Origin of the sequence: Shewanella sp. Sh95 (assembly GCF_001308045.1) — a bacterium.
GTDB lineage: Bacteria > Pseudomonadota > Gammaproteobacteria > Enterobacterales > Shewanellaceae > Shewanella > Shewanella xiamenensis.
In genome coordinates this window covers 1-20,299 of record NZ_LGYY01000093.1, presented here as the reverse complement: position 1 = coordinate 20,299, position 20,299 = coordinate 1, and the positions used below count along the sequence as shown (strand labels likewise).

The 20,299-nt window shown below is 46.7% G+C and carries 21 protein-coding genes; 8 read left to right on the top strand and 13 right to left on the bottom strand.

What is annotated here, in order from left to right:
* Window positions 1–43 precede the first annotated feature (43 nt).
* Window positions 44–496 (top strand): hypothetical protein, encoded by a 453-nt coding sequence (locus AEA42_RS06830; RefSeq protein ID WP_231640364.1) that lies wholly within the window; start codon window positions 44–46, stop codon window positions 494–496.
* On the opposite strand, the gene AEA42_RS06825 is transcribed toward AEA42_RS06830, so the two are convergent.
* Together AEA42_RS06825 and AEA42_RS06820 are read right to left on the bottom strand one after the other, a co-directional pair.
* Window positions 493–1,131: a class I SAM-dependent methyltransferase gene (locus AEA42_RS06825; RefSeq protein WP_055647307.1), complete on the bottom strand. Its 639-nt coding sequence runs from the start codon at window positions 1,129–1,131 to the stop codon at window positions 493–495. The two genes, AEA42_RS06830 and AEA42_RS06825, sit on opposite strands and share 4 nt — an antisense overlap.
* 66 nt (window positions 1,132–1,197) lie before the next feature.
* Window positions 1,198–1,551 (bottom strand): hypothetical protein, encoded by a 354-nt coding sequence (locus AEA42_RS06820; protein ID WP_037426688.1) that lies wholly within the window; start codon window positions 1,549–1,551, stop codon window positions 1,198–1,200.
* A gap of 282 nt (window positions 1,552–1,833) precedes the next feature.
* Here AEA42_RS06820 and pdgA point away from each other — a divergent pair, with 282 nt between their 5' ends.
* Window positions 1,834–3,951: a diguanylate cyclase PdgA gene (pdgA, locus tag AEA42_RS06815; RefSeq protein WP_055647306.1), complete on the top strand. Its 2,118-nt coding sequence runs from the start codon at window positions 1,834–1,836 to the stop codon at window positions 3,949–3,951.
* Window positions 3,952–4,250: 299 nt separating this feature from the next.
* Here pdgA and AEA42_RS06810 read toward each other — a convergent pair whose 3' ends face one another.
* On the bottom strand, window positions 4,251–4,844 hold the full coding sequence (locus tag AEA42_RS06810; RefSeq protein ID WP_055647305.1) for a tRNA-uridine aminocarboxypropyltransferase: 594 nt from the start codon (window positions 4,842–4,844) through the stop codon (window positions 4,251–4,253).
* A 124-nt stretch (window positions 4,845–4,968) separates the two neighbouring features.
* Window positions 4,969–6,177, bottom strand: a complete 1,209-nt coding sequence (locus AEA42_RS06805) for a multidrug effflux MFS transporter (protein ID WP_037423563.1) — start codon at window positions 6,175–6,177, stop codon at window positions 4,969–4,971.
* Window positions 6,178–6,292: 115 nt separating this feature from the next.
* Here AEA42_RS06805 and AEA42_RS06800 point away from each other — a divergent pair, with 115 nt between their 5' ends.
* Complete coding sequence (locus AEA42_RS06800; RefSeq protein ID WP_037426682.1) at window positions 6,293–7,258, top strand: LysR family transcriptional regulator; 966 nt, start codon at window positions 6,293–6,295, stop codon at window positions 7,256–7,258.
* A gap of 62 nt (window positions 7,259–7,320) precedes the next feature.
* Here AEA42_RS06800 and AEA42_RS06795 read toward each other — a convergent pair whose 3' ends face one another.
* Complete coding sequence (locus AEA42_RS06795) at window positions 7,321–9,192, bottom strand: methyl-accepting chemotaxis protein (RefSeq protein ID WP_055647304.1); 1,872 nt, start codon at window positions 9,190–9,192, stop codon at window positions 7,321–7,323.
* Between the two features lie 443 nt (window positions 9,193–9,635).
* Here AEA42_RS06795 and AEA42_RS06790 point away from each other — a divergent pair, with 443 nt between their 5' ends.
* Window positions 9,636–9,986 (top strand): hypothetical protein, encoded by a 351-nt coding sequence (locus AEA42_RS06790; protein WP_055647303.1) that lies wholly within the window; start codon window positions 9,636–9,638, stop codon window positions 9,984–9,986.
* Here AEA42_RS06790 and AEA42_RS06785 read toward each other — a convergent pair.
* Together AEA42_RS06785 and AEA42_RS06780 are read right to left on the bottom strand one after the other, a co-directional pair.
* Complete coding sequence (locus AEA42_RS06785) at window positions 9,968–11,443, bottom strand: DUF4145 domain-containing protein (protein WP_055647302.1); 1,476 nt, start codon at window positions 11,441–11,443, stop codon at window positions 9,968–9,970. The genes AEA42_RS06790 and AEA42_RS06785 overlap by 19 nt on opposite strands.
* Window positions 11,444–11,479: 36 nt before the next feature.
* The gene (locus AEA42_RS06780) at window positions 11,480–12,187 is read right to left on the bottom strand and encodes a hypothetical protein (RefSeq protein WP_037423577.1); all 708 of its coding nucleotides are present in this window, start codon (window positions 12,185–12,187) and stop codon (window positions 11,480–11,482) included.
* Window positions 12,188–12,377: 190 nt separating this feature from the next.
* On the opposite strand from AEA42_RS06780, the gene AEA42_RS06775 reads away from it, so the two are divergent.
* Together AEA42_RS06775 and AEA42_RS06770 are read left to right on the top strand one after the other, a co-directional pair.
* Window positions 12,378–12,905, top strand: a complete 528-nt coding sequence (locus AEA42_RS06775) for a DUF2780 domain-containing protein (RefSeq protein WP_037423580.1) — start codon at window positions 12,378–12,380, stop codon at window positions 12,903–12,905.
* A 94-nt stretch (window positions 12,906–12,999) separates the two neighbouring features.
* Window positions 13,000–13,458, top strand: coding sequence for a TerB family tellurite resistance protein (locus AEA42_RS06770; protein WP_055647301.1), 459 nt, complete (start codon window positions 13,000–13,002; stop codon window positions 13,456–13,458).
* 89 nt (window positions 13,459–13,547) lie between these two features.
* Here the strand turns inward: AEA42_RS06770 and AEA42_RS06765 are convergent, their stop codons facing one another.
* On the bottom strand, window positions 13,548–14,372 hold the full coding sequence (locus AEA42_RS06765) for an HDOD domain-containing protein (RefSeq protein ID WP_037423586.1): 825 nt from the start codon (window positions 14,370–14,372) through the stop codon (window positions 13,548–13,550).
* A gap of 317 nt (window positions 14,373–14,689) precedes the next feature.
* Here AEA42_RS06765 and AEA42_RS06755 point away from each other — a divergent pair, with 317 nt between their 5' ends.
* Entirely contained in the window at window positions 14,690–15,301 is a 612-nt protein-coding gene (locus tag AEA42_RS06755) for an energy transducer TonB (RefSeq protein WP_055647299.1), read from the top strand.
* A gap of 64 nt (window positions 15,302–15,365) precedes the next feature.
* Here the strand turns inward: AEA42_RS06755 and yjeH are convergent, their stop codons facing one another.
* Window positions 15,366–16,634, bottom strand: a complete 1,269-nt coding sequence (gene yjeH / locus AEA42_RS06750) for an L-methionine/branched-chain amino acid transporter (protein WP_055647298.1) — start codon at window positions 16,632–16,634, stop codon at window positions 15,366–15,368.
* A gap of 211 nt (window positions 16,635–16,845) precedes the next feature.
* Here yjeH and AEA42_RS06745 point away from each other — a divergent pair, with 211 nt between their 5' ends.
* A complete protein-coding gene (locus AEA42_RS06745) occupies window positions 16,846–17,277 on the top strand; it encodes an Lrp/AsnC family transcriptional regulator (RefSeq protein ID WP_037426668.1) in 432 nt (143 codons plus the stop codon).
* Window positions 17,278–17,545: 268 nt separating this feature from the next.
* Here the strand turns inward: AEA42_RS06745 and nrfD are convergent, their stop codons facing one another.
* The 4 genes from nrfD to AEA42_RS06725 form a co-directional block, all read right to left on the bottom strand.
* Window positions 17,546–18,487 (bottom strand): cytochrome c nitrite reductase subunit NrfD, encoded by a 942-nt coding sequence (nrfD, locus tag AEA42_RS06740; protein WP_047537963.1) that lies wholly within the window; start codon window positions 18,485–18,487, stop codon window positions 17,546–17,548.
* Window positions 18,484–19,170, bottom strand: coding sequence for a 4Fe-4S dicluster domain-containing protein (locus tag AEA42_RS06735; protein ID WP_047537960.1), 687 nt, complete (start codon window positions 19,168–19,170; stop codon window positions 18,484–18,486). The genes nrfD and AEA42_RS06735 overlap by 4 nt, the downstream gene beginning before the upstream one ends.
* Before the next feature lie 4 nt (window positions 19,171–19,174).
* Window positions 19,175–19,639: a nitrite reductase gene (locus AEA42_RS06730; RefSeq protein WP_037423605.1), complete on the bottom strand. Its 465-nt coding sequence runs from the start codon at window positions 19,637–19,639 to the stop codon at window positions 19,175–19,177.
* A 77-nt stretch (window positions 19,640–19,716) separates the two neighbouring features.
* Window positions 19,717–20,193, bottom strand: coding sequence for a DUF2726 domain-containing protein (locus AEA42_RS06725; protein WP_156312317.1), 477 nt, complete (start codon window positions 20,191–20,193; stop codon window positions 19,717–19,719).
* Between the last annotated feature and the right edge of the window lie 106 nt (window positions 20,194–20,299).

Genomic DNA, 20,299 nt, shown 5'->3' with positions numbered 1-20,299 from the left:
AAATGATTTTATTTCCGTCATCAGTCGCCAAGGCCGTGCGGCCATGGGCGTGAGTAACCTTAAGGCGGATGACGATCTGGTCTCGGCCGTTAAACGCGCTATGCAACATCCCCTGCTCGATAATATCCAGCTAAATCAAGCGCAAGCTGCGATTGTCAGTGTGGTAGCCAAAGACACCATCGAACTCAGTCAATACAACCAAATCGGTGCGACAGTGCATGAGCAATTACCCAAGGATGCGCTTGTTATTATTGGGCTAACCATAGATCCTGAACTCGAGTCAGAGCTCGAAATCATGGTGATTGCCACGGGAATTGGATTAGAGCAGACAGCAAAACCAGACCCTGTGCAGATTGTTGATGATAGCTATATCAATGTGCATGATTTTATTAAGCGTCCAGCCTTACCTTTACCCGAACCAGCACAATCGAAGTTTGATTTAGACAAGTTGCAAATCCCAACTTATCTGCGACAGCAAAAGCCTCCAACGCATTAGTGGGCTTGGTGCAAAAACACCACGTCTTTATCTATCACTTCGAGCCGCCAGCCGTAATGCTCGGCGAGCCATTGAAAGGTGGCTTCGGAGTAAAAGTTAATATGAGTGGGATCATTTTTATAATGCCAAGCGCTAAATGCCGTGGGATTAAGCACTCGCTTGGTCATCACGGCCAAAATGCCTTGAGGTTTGATCATCCCCTTCAACAGAGTCAGCAAAGCATCGGCATCACTCACATGCTCAATAACTTCGGTCAGGGTAATAAAATCGTATTGCCGAGTCAGTAACTCGGGGTGGTTAGCGTAATAAAGATCGTAGTTCTCGACCCGATAACCCCGCGCTTTGGCCATCAGACTTAAGACTTTGCCTTCACCACAACCAAAATCGAGCCCTAACGCCGATGGAGTAAAGCGAGTCAACAAAGGAGCGAGAGTTCTATCTAAAAACTGCTGATAACCGAGGTCCTGAGGGTGATTTTCGTGCTTGTCATATTCGGCTTTTTCAGCTTCATAGCTTAGATAAAACTCGGTGGGGACACTCACCAAAGCACAGCGCTGGCATTGTTGGTAACAACGACGTTTATCTTGATGATAAGCCACTAAATCGGTGCTATGGCACAGCGGACAGGTATTCAACAGCAGTTCCTAAAAAGTCGTAAGACAAACGGCAGAGATTGCCTTTAAATAGATCGCGATTAACAGCTAAGGTTTAGGGATTTTACGCTCTTTGGCCGCAGCTTCCTTGGCTTCTTGCAGATATTTTTGCTCACGGCTTTCCCTTTCATCAAATTGCTTTTGCGCCTTGAGCTTTTGTTGCACTTCCCAATCCTGCGGATTGGTTTGCTGTTTTATTGTTTCTTCCCGTGCTGAGGTTGTTTTGGCTGCTTGGCGCGCCTTTTCAAGTTGCAGTTGTTCAATCCGCTCAGAGTCGATACGCGCCTTATCAGCCCTTTGCTCCAAGGTTAACCGAGGTTTGGGTTGTTCAGCAGCATGCGCCGCGGGCAACACTGCGGCGAGACACATACCTAAAACGATAGTTTTGACTAGTCTTTGCATCCTACACCTTCTCTAAAGTCCTTAATTCACAAATGGCCAAGCCAAACTGAGCCTGCATGGCAAAACATAGCATAAAACATTATTTTGCCGTGATGAGTTAGCATGATTTTCGCTGAAGTAAGTCAAATGAACCTATCTTAAACTGTTATTTTTTAATTTATATTTGAGCAAAACATCGATTCGGTTTATTTTTAACCCCATATGAATGATGTACGATTTGATATAAACAAAAACTAAGGGAAAGGATGTGACCTTAATCTGTGTCACCGAGGGAGTATCCTAATGATTCGATGGCAGCACTTGCTAAATAAACTCACAACAGATGATCCGCTGTTGCAAGAGAAACTCTCTATTTGGCGAGCCCATCCCCATAAAACACCCCTCGCGCTGATCCAAGGCTTTAGTTTTATTAGCGCAAACAGTGCCACCTTAGACTACTTTGGTACTGAATATGACACCTTTGTCAATGCCACACCTTATGATTTTTCCCCTAGAATTCAATCATCTGGGCGTAACAGTGTTGAATTTGCGCGGGAGATGATCCTTGAAGCCGTCTCGGGGGTTAATGTCGAATTCAGTTGGCTCCACCTTAATCATCAAGGGAATGAACTGCCCACCCGAGTAAACCTGTATCGTTGTTATTTACAGCAACAACCTGTTGTACTGGTCGAGTTACAAGCATTAAACCGTAGAACTCAAGTCAGGCCAGCCATTGCCGATGGTTTTGCCCATATCCCGAAAGAAATCCTCTCGACGACCTTGGAGGAAAGTGCCGAGGCCGTTTATATCACCGACACCGACAATAAGGTATTGGCGGTCAATAAGGCGATGTGTCGTATTTGTGGCTATAGCGCGGAACAATTAATCAATAAAACGCCCGATTTTTTAGAAGCCAACCCGCTTAATCTCAGTGAACAAAGCGAGTGTTTGCAGGCCTTAAAACAGCGCGGGTTTTGGCAGGGTGAAGCCTTAAAACAACGCTCAGATGGCAGTACATTTCCCGCATGGCAGAGTAGTCGGCGCATCGCTGCGGATGGCATTCAATATCATGTGAATATCTTTAGTGATATCAGCACCAAAAAGCTGCTCGAGACGCAACTTACCACCCGCGCCATGTATGATACGTTAACGGGGTTACCAAATCGTTTTCATCTTAAACAGATACTTAATGGCGCACTTGAGAAATTAAAAGACGATCCTCTCGCCCTCGGCGCACTGATGTTTTTAGACCTCAACGGCTTTAAAAATATCAATGACAGCTTTGGCCATTCAATGGGCGATAGAGTATTACAACTCGTTGCCGCCCGTTTAGAAGCGGGTTGTATCGAAAAAGCGGATATTGCCCGTATGGGTGGGGATGAATTTACCTTAGTGCTACAAGATTGTAGTTGTAAGGAAGAAATCCAAGGGTTCGCAGAGCAAATTTTAAGTTTATTCGACAGTCCGTTCGAAATCGAAGGGCAAAAGTTTTTCCTCGGTACCAGTATTGGTATCGCGCTGTTTCCTACACACGGTGATCAGGCTGGCCAACTGATTAGTTTGGCCGACACCGCCATGTATTGCGCAAAGAAGAACCAGCCTCATTTAGTGTTTTATGATAAAGCGATGAGCCAAGCCGCTGAGCTTAAGTTAAAACTCATCAATAATCTCAGGCATGCCCACAGTTTAAAGCAGTTTAAACTCGCCTATCAGGCCATTGTGGATTTGCACACCAACACCCCCATTGGAGCTGAGGCACTACTGCGCTGGCAAAAATCTCCCAGCGAGCACTATGAGGCCGCTGAGTTTGTGCCTTTATTGGAGGAAACGGGGCTCATTGTCAGCATAGGACAATGGGTACTCGAACAAGCCTGCAAGCAAGCATCACTATGGCGCGCACAATATCAGCCCGATTTTAAGATTTCGGTTAACGTCTCTCCGCTGCAATTAGAGCATGTAGACTTTGTCGGCCAAGTCGTCAGTGCGCTGGAAATGGTCGCCCTACCCGCTGAAGCCTTAATTTTAGAAATCACCGAATCTGCACTGCTACGCCAACCAGAACAGGCTCGCTATACGCTAGAACGTATTAAAGCCTTAGGTGTAGGCATTGCCATTGATGACTTTGGTACTGGCCTTTCTTCTTTAAGCCGCTTAGGTACCTTGCCCATTGATAGTGTCAAGATTGATGCTGAGTTTGTTCTACGTTTGAATGATGTATCAGGCCAAAAACTCTGCCATGCCATTGTGCAATTAGCACAGGCGCTCAACATTCACTTTGTGGCGGAAGGCATTGAGACACAACAACAAAAAGACATTATTACCCATATGGGACAAGGCTTTGCCCAAGGCTTTTTATTTGGTTATCCAAGTTATGTTGAGCAGTTTACTCAGTCCTATTTAGCCGAGAAATACATTGCTTAAATAGAGACGATTAAAGGCGCTTAAACACAGTGACGGATTGTTTATTAAGATAATATGGATTGGCTATCGATAGGCTCGATAGCCCTGCCAGCACACCATAAAATATGGAATCACTCCCCTGCAAAGCAATTGGCTGGCAAAGCTATCTCATCATTTGCTGTGCAAATGAATCGTCACTATTAAACCTTGTTTTACGTTACGTTAGCGTGATCTGAATAAGATTTTAACTATTTTAATTCGTACAGAGTCTCAAAAATGCAAAAAATGAAAATCACTTGCCGCAATTCTAAAAAGTGAAATTAATCATAGCGCAACCTCACCTCTGCGGGCATCGACTGCAATCGCATCGCAACCATAGCATCAAAGGCGACCAATAACGGGTTCACATCTAAACCCTCATCAAGCGCTTTTAACATGTAAGCACACGCCTCTAAGGTTGAGAGACTATCGCTGCGGCTTGATTTGCGGATCTTGTATCTTGACGTATAGCCTTCGGCCAAATGCACTGCCGGAAATTGTGTTAACCATGGATTTAATTGCAAGATTTTAAAGGCTTTTCGCCAGGTTCCATCGATTAATAGCAACACACAATCAGCGAATATAGACTGACTTTCAACACTCGCGCTCCGCTCTGAGGGATATACAAGATAAACAGGGCACTGACATCGGCTTAATTGCTCCCGCAGCGAGGCAAAATCCGCTTCAGACTCACCCACATACACTTGAGTATTAGGTATCACTAGTCTTAACACCCTAACACTATTCTTTTTATGTTCGACTTCAGAGGGGTGCTGTAATACCAACAGCTGCGTCTGCGGTTTTATCTGCTGTACATGGGAGCATAAGCACGCATTGATTGGATAACAGCAAGTAGGGCAATAATGGCGGCTCAAAGCGCGTTCTCGATAAACAATTTCTAGCAGTATAGCAGCTTGAATTATCCCTAAAAAATGCCCGTAGCTATGGTCAAATAAGCTACGGGCAAAGGGTGTTTCTTTAATTAGCCATTAGGGCGTATTAATGCTCGGCGGCTAATTGCTCTTGGTGCCAGTGGTCGAATCGGCTTAACGCCATCATTGACAGTAATCCGATAGAGAAAAATCCCATCACTAACGCCACCGCATAGGGTGCAGTCAGGCTTGTTTGCTGCACTAGGCCTGCGATCACTGATGCGCCACTCATTTGGATAAAACCTAACATTGCCGTTGCCGTTCCCGCTCGCTCGCCAAAGGCAGAAAGCGCCATACTGGTTGCTGGGCCTAACAAGAATGCAAAACCAATACACAACAACATCATAGGCAACATAAAGGCAAAAGCAGCAGCCATTCCTACACTCGGGCCAAAGGCTTGCGCTGTGACAATTAATATCGCCGAGAGCACCAGCAGTGCTAATGCGAAGATCGCGGTGGGACGATTACCTAATTTACGGATCACTACTGGCGCAACAAAACACGCGGCAATATTGACCAATGCATTCAATCCAAATAACCCACTAAAGGCCAGCTCGGATACCCCTAAATGGCCAATAAGCCACACGGGTGAGTAGGACACATAACTTAAAATCGCCGCCATCGCCGACATACAAGCAAAAGCATAAAACAAGAAATGCGTATTACTTAACACCGGTTTATAGCGACTCCAACGATAAAGAGGGCCAGTACTAACGGTATTGGCTGGACGAGTTTCGGGTAGACGATAGCCGACCAAGAGCATCATTAAAATCGCGTACAAGGTCATAAATACAAAGGTTGATCGCCAGCCAAACTGCATGGCCAATAGACCCCCTAAGGTTGGCGCCAGAGCAGGGATCACGCAGATAGCCCCATTTAAGTAACTGTAAATCTTGGCGCCTTCTTTTGGTGAGTAACAATCGCGCACTGCACTAAAGACCACAATGGAGGTCGAACAGGCAGCCAAACCTTGTAATACCCGGGCAATTTGTAACCAATGGAATTCAATCGCGGCGGCCGCAAGCAAACTGCTGGCGCCATATAACAACACGCCAAAGAGTGCCACAGGGCGACGACCATACCGGTCTGCTAATGGGCCAATCAATATCTGCCCAACGCCCATAGCAAATAAAAACAGTACTAATGTGGACTGTACTTCGCTGGCAGACACGGCGAACTCTGCCGCCATGGTGGGCATAGAAGGTAAGTAAATATCAATTGCCAATGGGCTGAGTAGCACCAAAGACATCAAAATAGGTAACAGATTGCGCCGCATAACATGTATCTCGGTTTAACAGTAAAAGGTATTTCAGTGGGCGGTAGTTTAAATAACTCAAGGTATGAACAGAAATGGTATAATTTCCAAAGTGAATTTCCTTTGAGGAATATCTATGAATCTCGACAACTTAGCCAGAATCGACCTCAACCTACTGGTGATATTGAAGGTTTTGCTCGAAGAGCAAAGTGTCACCCGCGCAGCGAGCCGATTACACATTAGCCAGTCGGCGTTGAGCAAGAGCTTGAATCGCCTGCGAGAAACGTTAGATGATCCCCTATTCCAACGTACTGCCCATGGCCTAAAACCCACAGCACATGCGCTCAATATTGGACAAAAGCTGCCGAATATTCTGCAGGACTTATATCAACTGACTCAGCCACCGACGTTTACTCCAGCCAGCAGTAATAGGCAGTTTTCCTTTGCCATGGTCGAAAGTGCCTACGAAACCTTGATCCCCTATTTTATAGGTCCACTATTAAATAGTGCGCCCAATATCAAGCTCGATTCCTATGTCTGGACCGAAAAATCTATGCATGACTTGCAGCAAGGGCAAATTGACTTTGGGATTTCAGGACGGGATCTACACCCGCTCTCAGATTCACACACTGACCGCCTGCCAGAAGGCATTGCCTGCCAAACCCTGTTTACCGACAGACAGGTATGTTTGGTGCGCCAAGCTCATCCCTTGATGGCCGCTCTCACCTCGCCCCAATGGGATTTATCCTTGTACTTAGAGATGGCGCATGTGCAAGTGCGCTGTGAAGGGAGTGATTGGTGGGCGCTGGATTATTTTCTGGCAGACTTAGGGCACAGGCGCAAAATTAGCACCACTGTGCCAGACTTTTATGGCGCGGCGAGTGTTTGCGCCCACAGTGATTTGATTTTTACCTTACCTTCTAGCTTTGCCCTACATGCCTGTAAACTCTATCCATTAAAGCTGTTGCCTTTACCCTTTGAGTTTATGCCAATGGCCTATGTGTTACTGTGGCATCAACGCAACGATGAAGATCAAGGCCATAAATGGATGCGCGACACTATCTGCCAAAGTGTCGAAAAGCTGATGCTGCCGCAGGGTTAATTGAGTGACAAATAAACAGCCCAGAACACTGACGTATTCTGGGCTGTTTTATTCAAGCAAACTTACAGAATAAACGTCGCGACCTGCGCATTGAGATCATTAGCACGCGCCTTTAATGCCTGAGCTTGGGTCAGATCCGACTTCGCTGCTTCGGTAATTTCGTCGGTCACATCCTTAATGGCCACCGTATTTTGAGTGATTTCACCCGTTACTTGGGTTTGCTCTTCAGCCGCGGTCGCAATTTGGCCTGCCATGTCCGAAATCACATGTACGGCTTGAGTAATCTCCTCCAGTGCCTTCGCTGCGGCATTAGCGTCTTCAACACTATGACCCGCTAACACTTGGCTGCTTTCCATCAAACTCACCGCCTTCGCCGTTGTACGTTGCAGAGTTTCAATGGTCGCATGTACTTCTTGGGTCGAATCTTGTGTTCGGCGCGATAACACCCGCACTTCATCGGCCACCACTGCAAAGCCACGGCCCTGCTCACCCGCACGGGCAGCCTCAATCGCCGCATTGAGGGCTAACAGGTTAGTCTGCTCAGCAATCCCTTGAATTGTCGCTAAAATGCTAGAAATCGACTGAGCGTGACGACTTAAATCTTCAATGACCTCAGTTGCTTGAGTGACTTCATCCGCTAAAGAATTAATCGAACTACGGGTCTTATTAACTAACTCTTTCCCTTGGAAGCTGCTCGCTGCTGATTGCTGCGCAGCTGTAGCGGTATTTTCCGCATTCGCGGCAATTTCATTAGTAGCACTTGCCATTTCGGTTACGGCGGTCGCGACCATGGCAACTTCTTGTTGCTGGCGCTGTAATTCGGCCACGGCAATATGGTTAGTTTTGAGACTACGCTCTGCGTCCGCATCCAGTTCACTGGCCAACTGACGAATATGGCTGATGAGCTGATGCTGACTGCCGACAAATCGATTAAAGCTGTCGGCCAGTACGCCCACTTCATCTTGCGTATCAACCTCAATACGTTGGGTTAAATCGCCATTACCATCGGCAATACGCGCTAGCGCCTGCGATACACGTCCAAGCGGACCTAGCAATAGATTCACCAACCAAGAAATGGCCAATACGCTCAGTAATAACATCACGGCCGACAGCCCCAATTGGGTCAGCAGTAAATTAGTTAATGGCGCCTCAAGCGTCTCTTTGTCCAGTACTATCACTAATTCCCAATCGGTATTGGGAATATCGACACCCCAAACTAACTTATCGCGGCCTTCGTTTTCGAAATACATTGGCAGCCATGTGCTGGACTGACGGCTCTGCTGGGGTAAATTATGATTAAGGTCGTTGTCGATATCGCTAACGGGTTTCATCGCTTTAGAGGCATCTTTGTAAGCGATGACAGTACCATCTTTGTGCAGCATGATTGCATGACCATTGGCTGGTAAGGTCATGCGATTGACACTTTCAACCAAACTCGCAATCGACAGGTCGCCCCCAACCACACCTTGTGAAACCGCCTGCGCCATAGTGACCACTAACACATTGTAAGCTACGTCAACATAAGGTTTGGTGAGAATAAGACCGCGCTCATTTATCGCTTGTTTATACCAAGGGCGCGCTCTCGGATCGTAACCCGTACGGTCTATGCTTGGATCGGAGTCCAGCATCTGCCCCGCTTGTGTACCGTAGTAAGTGAGTTGGAATCGCCCCGAAGCTTGCGCTTGCTGTAATGCGTTTAAACTGTCACCTTCAACTTTAACGGCTAACGCCCCTACGATATCCTGACGCCCAGCTAACCACTCTTGAATGCGCTCAGCCTGTTGATCACCCAGTCGCTGCACCTGCTCCAAACTATTTTGCAACAACAATGACTTTTGACTGGAATAACTTTGCCACGACAGCAAGCCAATCACGAGGGAAAGCGCAATCACGACCGAAATCAGGATCTTTTGTTTAAGCGAGTATGAGTTCATGTTGGTATCTACGGTTTTACAGCTTTGAAGGAAGAAGTGGTAAGACTGGCTGGCACTTACTGTAATAAATTTACAGTGTTAGCAAAAACCAATCAAAAATTCGGCTAAATTTTCGCACATGTTACAGCGCAAACAAAGAATCACTCGTCACCAAATTAATAAATAATTAAGCAAAAACATAAAGATAACCAATTAAAACCTGAGCAATACCAAATAACAACCCAAAGTTCACATCAACCACAAGCCACCAACAAACTAAAGTCATGGACGTAAAAGAACGTAAATTAACCCAAATTAACGTGACCCAATCCGTTTATTTATTGCACACTGAACGTCCATAACATTGGGGAAAGAGGCTTCTATAACATAGCAATTTGGCCAAGCCCGTTATCAAATACTGGGCGACTCACCTTAAGCCTCACCCATTTTGATTAGGAGTTCTTATGATTTATCAACAATTTCAACAGAGCCCATTTCAGCCACGCATTTCAGGAGCACGGGCTTGGTTAGCGATGGCAATCAGTGTCAGTCTAATCTGTTTATCTCTGTTTTTATTACCTTTTGTGCTTTTATTTGGCGCAATTGCTCTAGGCTGCTTAGTGCTATTTAGTCGTATTTATGTAGCGCGCCAATTGAGTAAGTTTAATCGTGAGCAAGCGCGCCGAGCGCAGGCACAAGCGAGCGAGGCGACTAGCCAAACGTCAGCGTTTAATCAAACCGCGAATGTTGTGCGTGAACCCCATGCAACTGAGTACCGAGGTCGTATCTTCGAACATCAAAAAGAGGAAGAGTAGCCCTCAGCGCTTAGTAGGTCTTTTGCACGATTAAGGGTATGAATTTCACCGGGATCTTGAGTGATCTTCATTACAGTATCGATTTGTAAAACAAGCGATTGCCAAAGAGGCTCGATGATCTCAGCCTCTTTGCTATTGGCATGACGGCGCGCTAGATTTAGCAGCGCCGCAGAACCCACCACATCAATGCGCCCCAAAATGCCGTCGGCCAATGCCATACTCAGCTCAATCATGGCAGGCACGCTGTGACCATATTTAATGACCTCACGCAGATACCGCTCAGCCTGACTCACATCGCCACCTAAGCCACTTTCATTATTTAGCATATGTTGCGCACGGGTAAGCATGGCATCGAGCTGACCTTGCTCTGCCGCTTCGGCCATCCAATACTCACTCGCGATAGGATCTCGCTGACAACCATCACCATTGGCGAGCATTAAGGCCAAATGATATTGGGCATGGGGATAACCCGCCTGCGCCGCTTTACTTATAAAATGATAGGCTTGCGGTAAATCCTTGGTTTGATAGTAAAGCACACCTAAATTCGCCATGGCTTCGGTTTGCTCACCTTCGGCCGCCAGCTGTAAAAAGTGTTTCGCTTGGGCTAAATCCGGCTTAAATGACTCACTGCCCACTAGGTAGAAATAGCCAAGCAGCGCCATCGCATTGACCACGCCAGCCTCAGCCGCAGTAGCTATCGCAGCCTCGCCTTTAATGGCATCGGCCTCTCCCTGATAGCCATGGATTAAACTCACTCCATGCTCATAGAGGGCTTGCATATGGGTTGGGGCTGCAAGGGCAAACCAGTAGGCAGCCTTAGCAAAAGTATCACTGGCTTTTTGTGCGACAGCTTTTACTACTGGGCTATCGTCTTCAGTACCATAGTACTGATCGACGAGGGCAAGCTCCTGCTCCTTAAGCATTAATGCTTTGGTTTTAAAAGAGATCCCCACAAGATACTGCGCATTGGAATCATCCTCCATCACAGCGCGGTAACAGAGATCTTTAACCGTTATCGCATCGCTGGCTTGAAAGCGGTATGCAGGCGCCTCGCAGCCAACCACCTTCGGATACAGATGCTCGACTAAAGCGAGTACATCTTTAATGGCTTTTTGGGCTAAAGCGAGTAACTGCTCTTGGGTAAGATGATATTTTTCAGGGTGAGCGCCACGGTTACCATCAGCGCGCAGGCGATGCAACGCTCTGGTGGTCTTCACATCGATCAGCCGTTTTTGATTTAACAGCTCAATACGATCATAGAGATTGGGGCTAGCAAAGGACACCGCTTTACTCTGCCCTAGCAAGTCAGTCAGCCTATGGGTAAAACTGCGAATATGCAGTAATGACTGAGTAGGCACATCCTGCACATAGTTTTTAGCATTGAGGTAATCATCAAGAAGCGAGGCCGAAAACCCTTGGATAAATTCACTATCCAGTAACTCAGCCTCAGTCCCCATAAATCCTTACCTCAAATTGAATTTGCTCAGTTGATATTATTCCGCAGTTGGCTTTTTAGACACCATATACAAACGGAACAATGCCAAGTTTACGAATAACCCAATAAACGCCATAAAGGTATCCGCGAGCAATTGCACAGGCAAGCCACCAAAAGATGCCGCTGCTGAAAGCTGGCTACCAACCACAGAAAGCGGTAAGTAAAGCATCAATAACGCAATGGTTTTTAACACAATCGGGCCACTAAAGCTAAAGCTTGCCTTAATCGCTTCCAGCGGAGTTAAACGCTCAACCACCACCATAAAGTTCACATAGGCTAGGCGAGCAAACAGATAAAAGCTAATAACGAGTCCCACTAACCACATAGGGCCAAACGCTGCAAATAGCATCACTGGCGCTAAAATGGCCAGTCCAGAGAATACGCCAGCTAAGAGTAAAGGTGGCACAAAGGGTAAACTGGCTTTCAGTACCATACCAGCTGATGGATTATGCCCTTGGGATCTCAGTTCTAAAAACAGCGTTAACGCCGCAATCAATACCGAGAAGAGCAGCAGAAGGAGCATCATAGCAATCATGTGTGATGCGCCAAACTGCGGGTTTTCCAGATCAACTTTGCTCATCTCTGTGCCAAGCCATAGCTGAATACCAACCTGCACTAATAACAGTGGCACCGTCAGCATGGCAAGCTGAGTGAGATGATTACGGAAAAAGTTATAAGCTTCGGTCAAAATTGCGGATAGTGACATGCGCCTTTCCAAAATAATTGAAGTAAATTAACACCGTGAATTGTCGCTAAGGATACCCAAAATCCCGCCCCAATGCACAACACAAATCACCTGAGTGAACCGTAAATCACAGAAAAGGGCTGCAACAAAAGTCTCAAAGCCGTTACACTGTCCACTTTATTGCGCGCAAACCGTCAAAGGATGCCACTCTATGAAACACACTTTCACACTCTCTATTCTGATTAGCGCCACACTTTTAGCCACTCCCACCAGTGCAAGCTGGTTAGATAACCTTGCAGGAACACCAGCAAAAACAGAGAAAGTGGCAACAGGTAGCGTCACCCAATCCAACGCATTAGTTGGCAGCGTGATGTCGCAACTCGGACTGAACCAAACCCAAGCCGAAGGCGGTTTAGGTAGTCTGTTAGGCCTAGCACAATCGAGTCTAGGTTCGAATGATTACACCAAACTAGCTGCCAGTATCCCTAATGCCGACAGCCTATTAGCCGCAGCACCTAAACTTGATGCGAACTCAGGCGTTTCTGGCCTGTTGTCTAAGGCTGGCAATATTGGCTCTTCTCTGCAAGGTAGTGCAATGGTGTTAGATGCCTTTGAAAAACTGGGTATTTCTAAAGAATTAGCCATGCCAATGATCAATATTGCCAAGTCTTATCTTGAGACAAATGGTGCCGAAGGCAGCTCAGATCTGCTGATGAAGGGTTTAAATACTCTGCTGTAAATGTCGCCCCACCCTAAGCCTATGCTTAGGGTGAACTTTAACGTGAAAAATCACTCTATCTAGTTATTCCTTCTTGCCAGAGCAGTGCCACTTTATGATTGCGAAGCTGAAACGATTCCTTCAATCCCACACCCACGCCATCTCCCCAGAGGAGAAAGCCCACCAGCTAAAATTAGCGGCGGCGAGCATGTTGCTCGAAGTGGTATATGCCGATGAAACCCTCGCCGCAGAAGAAAGAGCACTATTGCCTAAGCTGCTGACAGAGACCCTATCGATGTCGGCGCAGGATGCTAATGATTTAATTGAAGAAGCCAAAAAAGCCCAAGGTAATGCCACCTCATTATTTGAGTTTACCAATACCATTAATACCGAATTTAGCTTGGAGCAAAAACAGCAATTATTACTAGCCATGTGGCAATTAGCCTATGCCGATGGACAACTCTCCCAGTACGAAGATCAAATCATTCGCCGTACTGCTGATTTGCTGTATCTCAAACACAGCGAGCTTATTCAGATGCGTAATCAGGCCATCGAAGCCCAAGTGGCACGCTAAAAGCAAGCCATAAAAAAGCATGAATGGCAGTACTGCCATTCATGCTTTTGAATCAAGGTTGTAGATTGCCGTTTCCTGTTCCAGCTGGCTTAGGCAAGCGCCTTACCAATTTCAAAACCGACGCCTCTTAGCTCCGTTAACTTAGACCGAAGCCCACCCATTTCCATTTTTAAGCCTTTTTTAGTCGCAAGCTGTGATAGCCAACTGGTTTTATCGTCATCCTCAATAGTGTCCCAGTCCGCTAATACTTTGTGGGATAAACACAACAAAGCTGCCAATTTAGAAAATGGATTCGAATCCTTAGGATGATCTTGGTAAAGAATGCCTTGCACCAATGCAGGGGTAAATTTCCAATTTTGAGCCAACAAAGCACCAATATCGGGGGAATCATAACCGAGGAGTTCTCGCTCAAAAGCATGCTTATCTTTACCCTGTGCGACAGCTTCGTTAATTTTTTCAGCATCTTCAGGGGAAATTGCCGCAATCAATAAATCACCAATACGGTGAAGGATGCCGCAGGTAAAAGCCTCGTCGGGCTGAACACCGCACCGTTTAGCCATCTCTTGGTTGTAGAGTGCAATTTCGAAGGTTTGTCCCCAAAACTGCGCTAAATCAACACCATTGCATTTAGGCACCGCCCCCATCACGGCAGATGCTAATACTAAGGTACGCAAGGTTTGCATTCCAAGGCGTACTACGGCTTCATCAATACTGCCCACCTCGCGACTGTGGCCGTAATAGGCGCAGTTAGCTAATCTGAGTACCTTGGCACTGATCAGGGGATCATGAGACACCTTAGTCGCAATATTTTTTACTGTAGCGTTGTCGTCGTTAACGACATCAAGCAGTTCACTGATTGCTTTAGGTAAACGAGGCAACTCATCAACTCGACTCAGTAGCGCAGCAGAATCCATATTTATTCTCCTTCTAGATGAATGATCAAAATATAGAACACAAAATCTCGCCTCGCTCTTAAGCTTATGAACACTTATGAGTCGAATGTGCAGCTTTTCAGTCAGTATTCAGCAATCGCAATCTTAGTGAAAATTCAGCCCGCCAATCATAAGAATGCCTCTGCAACACAGCAAAAATCACAGCAATTCACGCTTTGCGTTATAGGTAAAGATATTAGACTTGCTCAATACTTAACCTTATTTGTAAATAAATATTTCAAATAATAAGCAATGGATGTTATAGATTAAATATTGTTCATCAATTGTAAGGAAGCACTATGGGCCAAAATGCACTTGTTAATCGCACCGGGATTATTATCGTTAGCGCACTGATCACCTTAGGTTTGTTCGTGTTTATGGCGCAACTTATCCATAATCCACAGCCATTGAGCGGACAAACGTCAGATGCGCCGCAAATCAATATTTTGATGAGCGAGCGAACACCCATTCCTCCGAAGGAAAGTCGCCAACCCGAACCGCCAAAACCCATCCCAACCAGGGAGCGGGTCACAACGCCGGGCGAAAGTGCTGAAGTGGTCGAATTTAGCCCCCAGACTTTTACCCCAGAAATGCCAATCCAAACGACATTCTTTAACCAATCGACTATCACCGCTGAGGCCTTACCCGTGGTGCAAGTGTCTCCTCGTTATCCGATTGAAGCAGCACAAAATGGTAAGGAAGGTTATGTGGTCGTAGGCTTTGATATTACTGCGGATGGTACGGTCAGCAATGTGCGCGTGCTCGATGCTAACCCGAAGCGAGTGTTTGATAAGGCGGCGCTTTCAGCAGTGCAAAACTGGAAATACAAACCTAAGTTTGATGCGGGCAAGGCCGTACCCCAATTAAATCAACAAGTACAACTCGATTTTAAACTGGATCAACAGATTTAAGACTCGCAGATCAGCACGCTTCAACCCTGCGTGCTGATCTGTAATTATTTGAATGACACCGGGATTAAGCAACCTTGTTAACCGCCAAGGCCCGCTTACGACTAATATGGCTCTTTTGCCACCACAAGAATGGGGCAACAAATAGGATTAACGCAAATACATAGGCCATGCTTGCCCCAAGCGCGATACCTAACGCTAAGCAGAAGCCACAACCTAATACCACTAAAGGTAAGTTGCTACGGGGCAATAATTTAGCCGCAGCTAACATCGCCATTAAGTAGATCACCACGAACACCCCGTTACTCCAGGCAATAAGATGTTCGAGTTCCTGACCCGTGATGTGAGTCAGCACTATCACACTCGCCATCACGCCGAGTAAGGCCGCCAAGGCACGGATCGGCACACCATGACGATTCTTAACCGCAAAGCAGCGCGGTAAAATACCTTCGCAACTAAAACTCCATACAAGACGCGCGGCGCTGGCGGCATAGACGTTTACTGTGGCAAGGCCACTGGCAATTCCCAACACACCAATTACTTGCGCACCGTATCCCCCTAAAAGCGTATCGAATACACCAATCATCGCCACGCTTTTGTCAGTTGGCACTAACAGTAAAATCAGTGTGCAGGCCACATAAATAACCCCCACCAGCACAGTGCCCATCATCATGGCTGGGATCATATCCTGCTGTGGGCGACGAAAATCATCGGCGAGATGAGTCATCGCCTCTATCCCTAAAAAGCTCCAAAAAGCGATACCTGCGGCAATCATCATGGTAGAGATTTCTGGTGAGCCATAGCTGGCAAGTGAGGTTAAATGCCCAGGCTGAAGACTGCTTGCGCCAAAGAGCACCACCACAATGGCGACAATACAAAGGGTTAAGCCGAATTGCAGTTTGGCCGACACTTGAATGCCACGAAGATTGAGCAGGAACAAGCCAAAAATAACGAACACCTCAGCGCCCACCTTGGACCAGCCATCGAGGGGAATGAGTGCATTAACAAACTGGAAAGTCATCAAAATCGCGGCGGGCGCGCCCATCGGCACGACCAACAAAAAAATGAGTCCGATAGTACGGCCTGCGGTACGTCCAAAAGCCTTTTCCACAAAATAAGCGGGGCCCGCAGCATGGGGAAAGACACTCGCCAGCCGCCCAAAAATCAGCGCCACCGGAATAATGGCTAAGGTGAGGAGTGACCAAGCGATAAGCGCACCAGCATGGGCCTTGTCGATTGTCATTTGCGGGAGAATAAACACCCCAGTGCCCAGCAAAGTGGTGGCCATCAAGCCTGCACCTTGCCAACGTCCTATAGTTCCGCTATGTGAGTTCATCTGTTAACATTCAATGGTTTTGAAGCCGTCAGTATAGTGAGATTTTACGCCGCAATCTGCCGTCAATTTCGGTGTTCTTAGTGGTAAACGCCAGCACAATGACGGTAAAAAGCACTATTTCAGGCAAAATGACGGTGTAACTCAAGGCCTTATACTGAGTTGTACTTTTAGGCCGCCTCACTTGTTATACCCATTTTTATCGGAGTCTACGTTGGATAAGTTTGATACCGCCATCATCAATTGTTTGCGCCAAGATGCTCGCCAAAGTGTTTCCAGTATTGCAGAGCAGGTCAATCTTTCCCGTAGCGCGGTTGCCGAGCGGATAAAAAAACTTGAGCTAACTGGCGTGATCCGTGGCTATCAAGTATTGCTGAGCGAATCGCAAAAAGAGGGAGTGTCGGCCTACTTCGAAATCCAACATAAATGTCCCCGCTGCGCCGATGTGGTACACGTGTTCCATGCAATCCCCGAAGTAATTACCTGCCGTGGTATTTCCGGTGATATGGATTTACTGGTGTATGTCCATGCCCCTTCGATGCGCCGTCTTCATGAAATCCGCGAATATATCGATACTCACACCGATATCATCAAGATTAAAACCCATGTGGTGATGAGCGAGTGGATTAATAATACTGGCGAGTAACCTTGCGTGCCCCAAACAAGAAACGCCACCCCTAAGGAATAAAGGTGGCGAGGCCCTTGTGGAGGCAGGGCAAACAATACCTAAATATCAAATATGGCTTCCCTTCCCAATAACCTCCCTGTGACAGCAAATCGCGACAAGACAACGCACCTTTAATCACTTCAGCCAGCGTTATTAAAGGGAGTTAGCTCACGGTGCTTCCTTAGACACCGCTTCGCCATTCACCGTAATTCCTTCTTATCTATAACATTGAGCCAACCATGCTCAATCAAACGACCGTCATTTGCCCCGTGTAGAGAATAAAGTTACGCAGCAGTAGCACGCCAATCAGACTTAAGCATGCGGTGCCTGCTACATAGGCCCACTTACGCTTTGACGTGGCTGTCATAAACAGGTTCATTGCCAAGGGGCCCGATAATCCGATCCCAACAATGCCAATCCAGAAAACCCATCCCCAGAAGCCATAACCTATCGCATTGAAAGCCGCAAATTTGCTTTGACCGCCTGACAACACTAAGCCCATAAAGAAGGTAAAAATCAGCACTATCTCCACCAAAATCAATGGGATTTCAACCTTATGGATAAAGTGAACTTCCTTGGCGTTAGGATTAGCATTAAGCAACACCCCACCCAGCAGAGAAAATGCCGCGCCGGATGAGAGTCCCGAAGCCAAAAACAGCAGTGGCAATACGGGGTTTTTCAACATCGGATAGCCGGGTAAAGCCGAGAGTAAAAAGCCAGTATAAGCCCCCAGCGCGAGGGAAAAGATCACCAATAAACCGGTAATCGTGGCCTCGAAGCGGCTAAGCCAAGCTGTCAACTTCAGCACTATGGGAAAGCGACTCTCACACCATGCATCAATAGGTTTACGGAATAACAAACCAATCCACATAAACATAAAGACTTGGTAGATGAGCAGGATCAACACACCCATCGACATCACAGACTTAGGATTGTAGAAGACTAATATCTTCCAAAAATCGAAGGGCTTAGTTAAGTCCAATACCAAGATGCCCAAACCCGCCATCACCGCCACGGGCGCCACAATACAGGCCGCCTGCACAAAGCCAGACTGGTAGGCATTATGTTTCAACACAAAATGCTTGAGTAACACCGCAAAGAACATGGCGCCAGCAGATGCCCCCGCTAAAAACAGGTAAATTGCAATTGGCCAATGCCACACTAGCGTATCAAAATGTAGGGCGCTCATATTGCCACCTCCCCTGATTTAGCCACAATGCGGAACAGTTTTGGCCGAGTGCCGAGGTCGACCTTAGCCCTTTGGGTTGGGTTAGCCTTTAGCACTTGTACCACCTGAGAAGTGGGATCTTTTAAGTTGCCAAAGACCAATGCCTTAGTCGGGCAGGCCGCGACGCAGGCAGGTTGTTTACCTTGGGCGAGGTTTGTCTCACGGCAAAAATCGCATTTGTCCGCAGCGTGGGTAACAGGATTAATAAAACGAATTTTGTATGGGCAGGCTGCAATGCAATATTGGCAACCCACACACTTCCAAGCATCTACCGCCACAATGCCAGTCTCTTTATCGATAAAGGCGGCACCCGTCGGGCAAACATTGACGCAGGGCGCGTCTTCACAATGCTGGCAAGACTTACGACTGAAGTGATAAAACTGGTTCGGATATTCCCCATAGGGTCCAGTTTGCTCTATTTTTAATCGGGCAACACCCTCGGGCACTTGGTTGGTTTCACGGCAGGCAACTTCGCAAGCTCGACAGCCAATACACTTAGTTTCATCGTGGATCAGTGCGTATTTCACACTAGGTTCGGCTTTAGCCTCATTTGAGGCATTCACAGTAGCCAGTAATGTGCTACCCGATGCCCCTGCCAATAAGGCGCATGCTCCTTTGAGAAATCTTCTTTTTGAATTTTCCATAACCTTACTCCTGCTGGCCTGTATGGCAAGTACGGCACAGCTCACTGCGAACCTTAGGCGTCATCTCTGCCATAGGATCGGTTGGGCTATGTAATTTATGGCAAGCGGCACAGGCCACTTTTTGGGCATGCACATTATGCGTCCACTCTTGGGAGCTGAGTTTGGCTGGCATATGGCATTTTTGGCACACCTTTAATTGCACAGCAGCTTCGGATGCCTCATTTAATCCAAAAACCACTAAATCATTTGGTTTTTTGGGATGATCACCTTTTTCACCATGACAGCTTGAACAGGTCATTTTCATGGCATCCTGGCCGTGATGCCCTAACATTTGACCATTACGCTTATGACACTTCATGCAAGCATCACTATTAATTTGCTTAGCGGGTTCAGCACTTGTTGCGGAAAAACTGAGCAGCAATGCCATTGCACCCAAGCGTAATGACCACAGCCATTGTCGTGTAGACATAGCGAGTCCTCATATCAATTCATTGGGAAATAAAGAGGAAGTCAGGGTTCGGAGAACTCCGAACCCGACGAGCGTGGTCAAACGGCTAGCGCTTGCTTGAGACTTGTTGCATCCCACTGTTTATGCTGATTCATTTCAATAAAACCAATATTGAATTTGCTGAATAGCTTTTTCATGGGTGAATTGATTTGCTTACCGGCGTCGCTGATCACCATTTTGACTTCTGAAGAATCATGGTCAATCAACACATAGTCGAGACGGCATTCATGGTTTAAATCAGCATCGTGCTGGTCCATGTCAAATACAGTGTCGAGTGGAACATTGCAGCAGACATCGTATTTGCCTTCAACGACAGTTTTTAGTGATTTAAAAAAGTTGAAACTATCTTCATCAAATAACACTGGTTTGAGTTTCATTTCATGATGTGCAGCCTCCTCGGGATCCGCCCTAAAAAACTTAATGCAAGTCATGACAAACATTACAAACACAAATGGCACCGCTACGAATAGTACGAAGTACATAAACGCATAGCTCTGAAGGATCCCCTCATAAATCAGCCATAGCATAGCCATATTTGAGCAACTGATTGGCGAATAATACCCAGGCCGCCAGCAATTCTTTCTCCGTGATTTGATAATCAGGCCGCCTGAGTACCTCCAA

What these genes read in the sequence shown, in the direction of transcription:
- AEA42_RS06735 (WP_047537960.1), bottom strand. Translation starts at nt 19,170, where the DNA reads ATGGAAAATTCAAAAAGAAGATTTCTCAAAGGAGCATGCGCCTTATTG.
- AEA42_RS06775 (WP_037423580.1), top strand. Translation starts at nt 12,378, where the DNA reads ATGAAACACACTTTCACACTCTCTATTCTGATTAGCGCCACACTTTTA.
- AEA42_RS06805 (WP_037423563.1), bottom strand. Translation starts at nt 6,177, where the DNA reads ATGCGGCGCAATCTGTTACCTATTTTGATGTCTTTGGTGCTACTCAGC.
- AEA42_RS06765 (WP_037423586.1), bottom strand. Translation starts at nt 14,372, where the DNA reads ATGGATTCTGCTGCGCTACTGAGTCGAGTTGATGAGTTGCCTCGTTTA.
- AEA42_RS06780 (WP_037423577.1), bottom strand. Translation starts at nt 12,187, where the DNA reads ATGTCACTATCCGCAATTTTGACCGAAGCTTATAACTTTTTCCGTAAT.
- nrfD (WP_047537963.1), bottom strand. Translation starts at nt 18,487, where the DNA reads ATGAGCGCCCTACATTTTGATACGCTAGTGTGGCATTGGCCAATTGCA.
- AEA42_RS06730 (WP_037423605.1), bottom strand. Translation starts at nt 19,639, where the DNA reads ATGTCTACACGACAATGGCTGTGGTCATTACGCTTGGGTGCAATGGCA.
- AEA42_RS06830 (WP_231640364.1), top strand. Translation starts at nt 44, where the DNA reads ATGGGCGTGAGTAACCTTAAGGCGGATGACGATCTGGTCTCGGCCGTT.
- yjeH (WP_055647298.1), bottom strand. Translation starts at nt 16,634, where the DNA reads ATGAACTCACATAGCGGAACTATAGGACGTTGGCAAGGTGCAGGCTTG.
- AEA42_RS06795 (WP_055647304.1), bottom strand. Translation starts at nt 9,192, where the DNA reads ATGAACTCATACTCGCTTAAACAAAAGATCCTGATTTCGGTCGTGATT.
- AEA42_RS06800 (WP_037426682.1), top strand. Translation starts at nt 6,293, where the DNA reads ATGAATCTCGACAACTTAGCCAGAATCGACCTCAACCTACTGGTGATA.
- pdgA (WP_055647306.1), top strand. Translation starts at nt 1,834, where the DNA reads ATGATTCGATGGCAGCACTTGCTAAATAAACTCACAACAGATGATCCG.
- AEA42_RS06820 (WP_037426688.1), bottom strand. Translation starts at nt 1,551, where the DNA reads ATGCAAAGACTAGTCAAAACTATCGTTTTAGGTATGTGTCTCGCCGCA.
- AEA42_RS06785 (WP_055647302.1), bottom strand. Translation starts at nt 11,443, where the DNA reads ATGGGGACTGAGGCTGAGTTACTGGATAGTGAATTTATCCAAGGGTTT.
- AEA42_RS06790 (WP_055647303.1), top strand. Translation starts at nt 9,636, where the DNA reads ATGATTTATCAACAATTTCAACAGAGCCCATTTCAGCCACGCATTTCA.
- AEA42_RS06755 (WP_055647299.1), top strand. Translation starts at nt 14,690, where the DNA reads ATGGGCCAAAATGCACTTGTTAATCGCACCGGGATTATTATCGTTAGC.
- AEA42_RS06770 (WP_055647301.1), top strand. Translation starts at nt 13,000, where the DNA reads ATGATTGCGAAGCTGAAACGATTCCTTCAATCCCACACCCACGCCATC.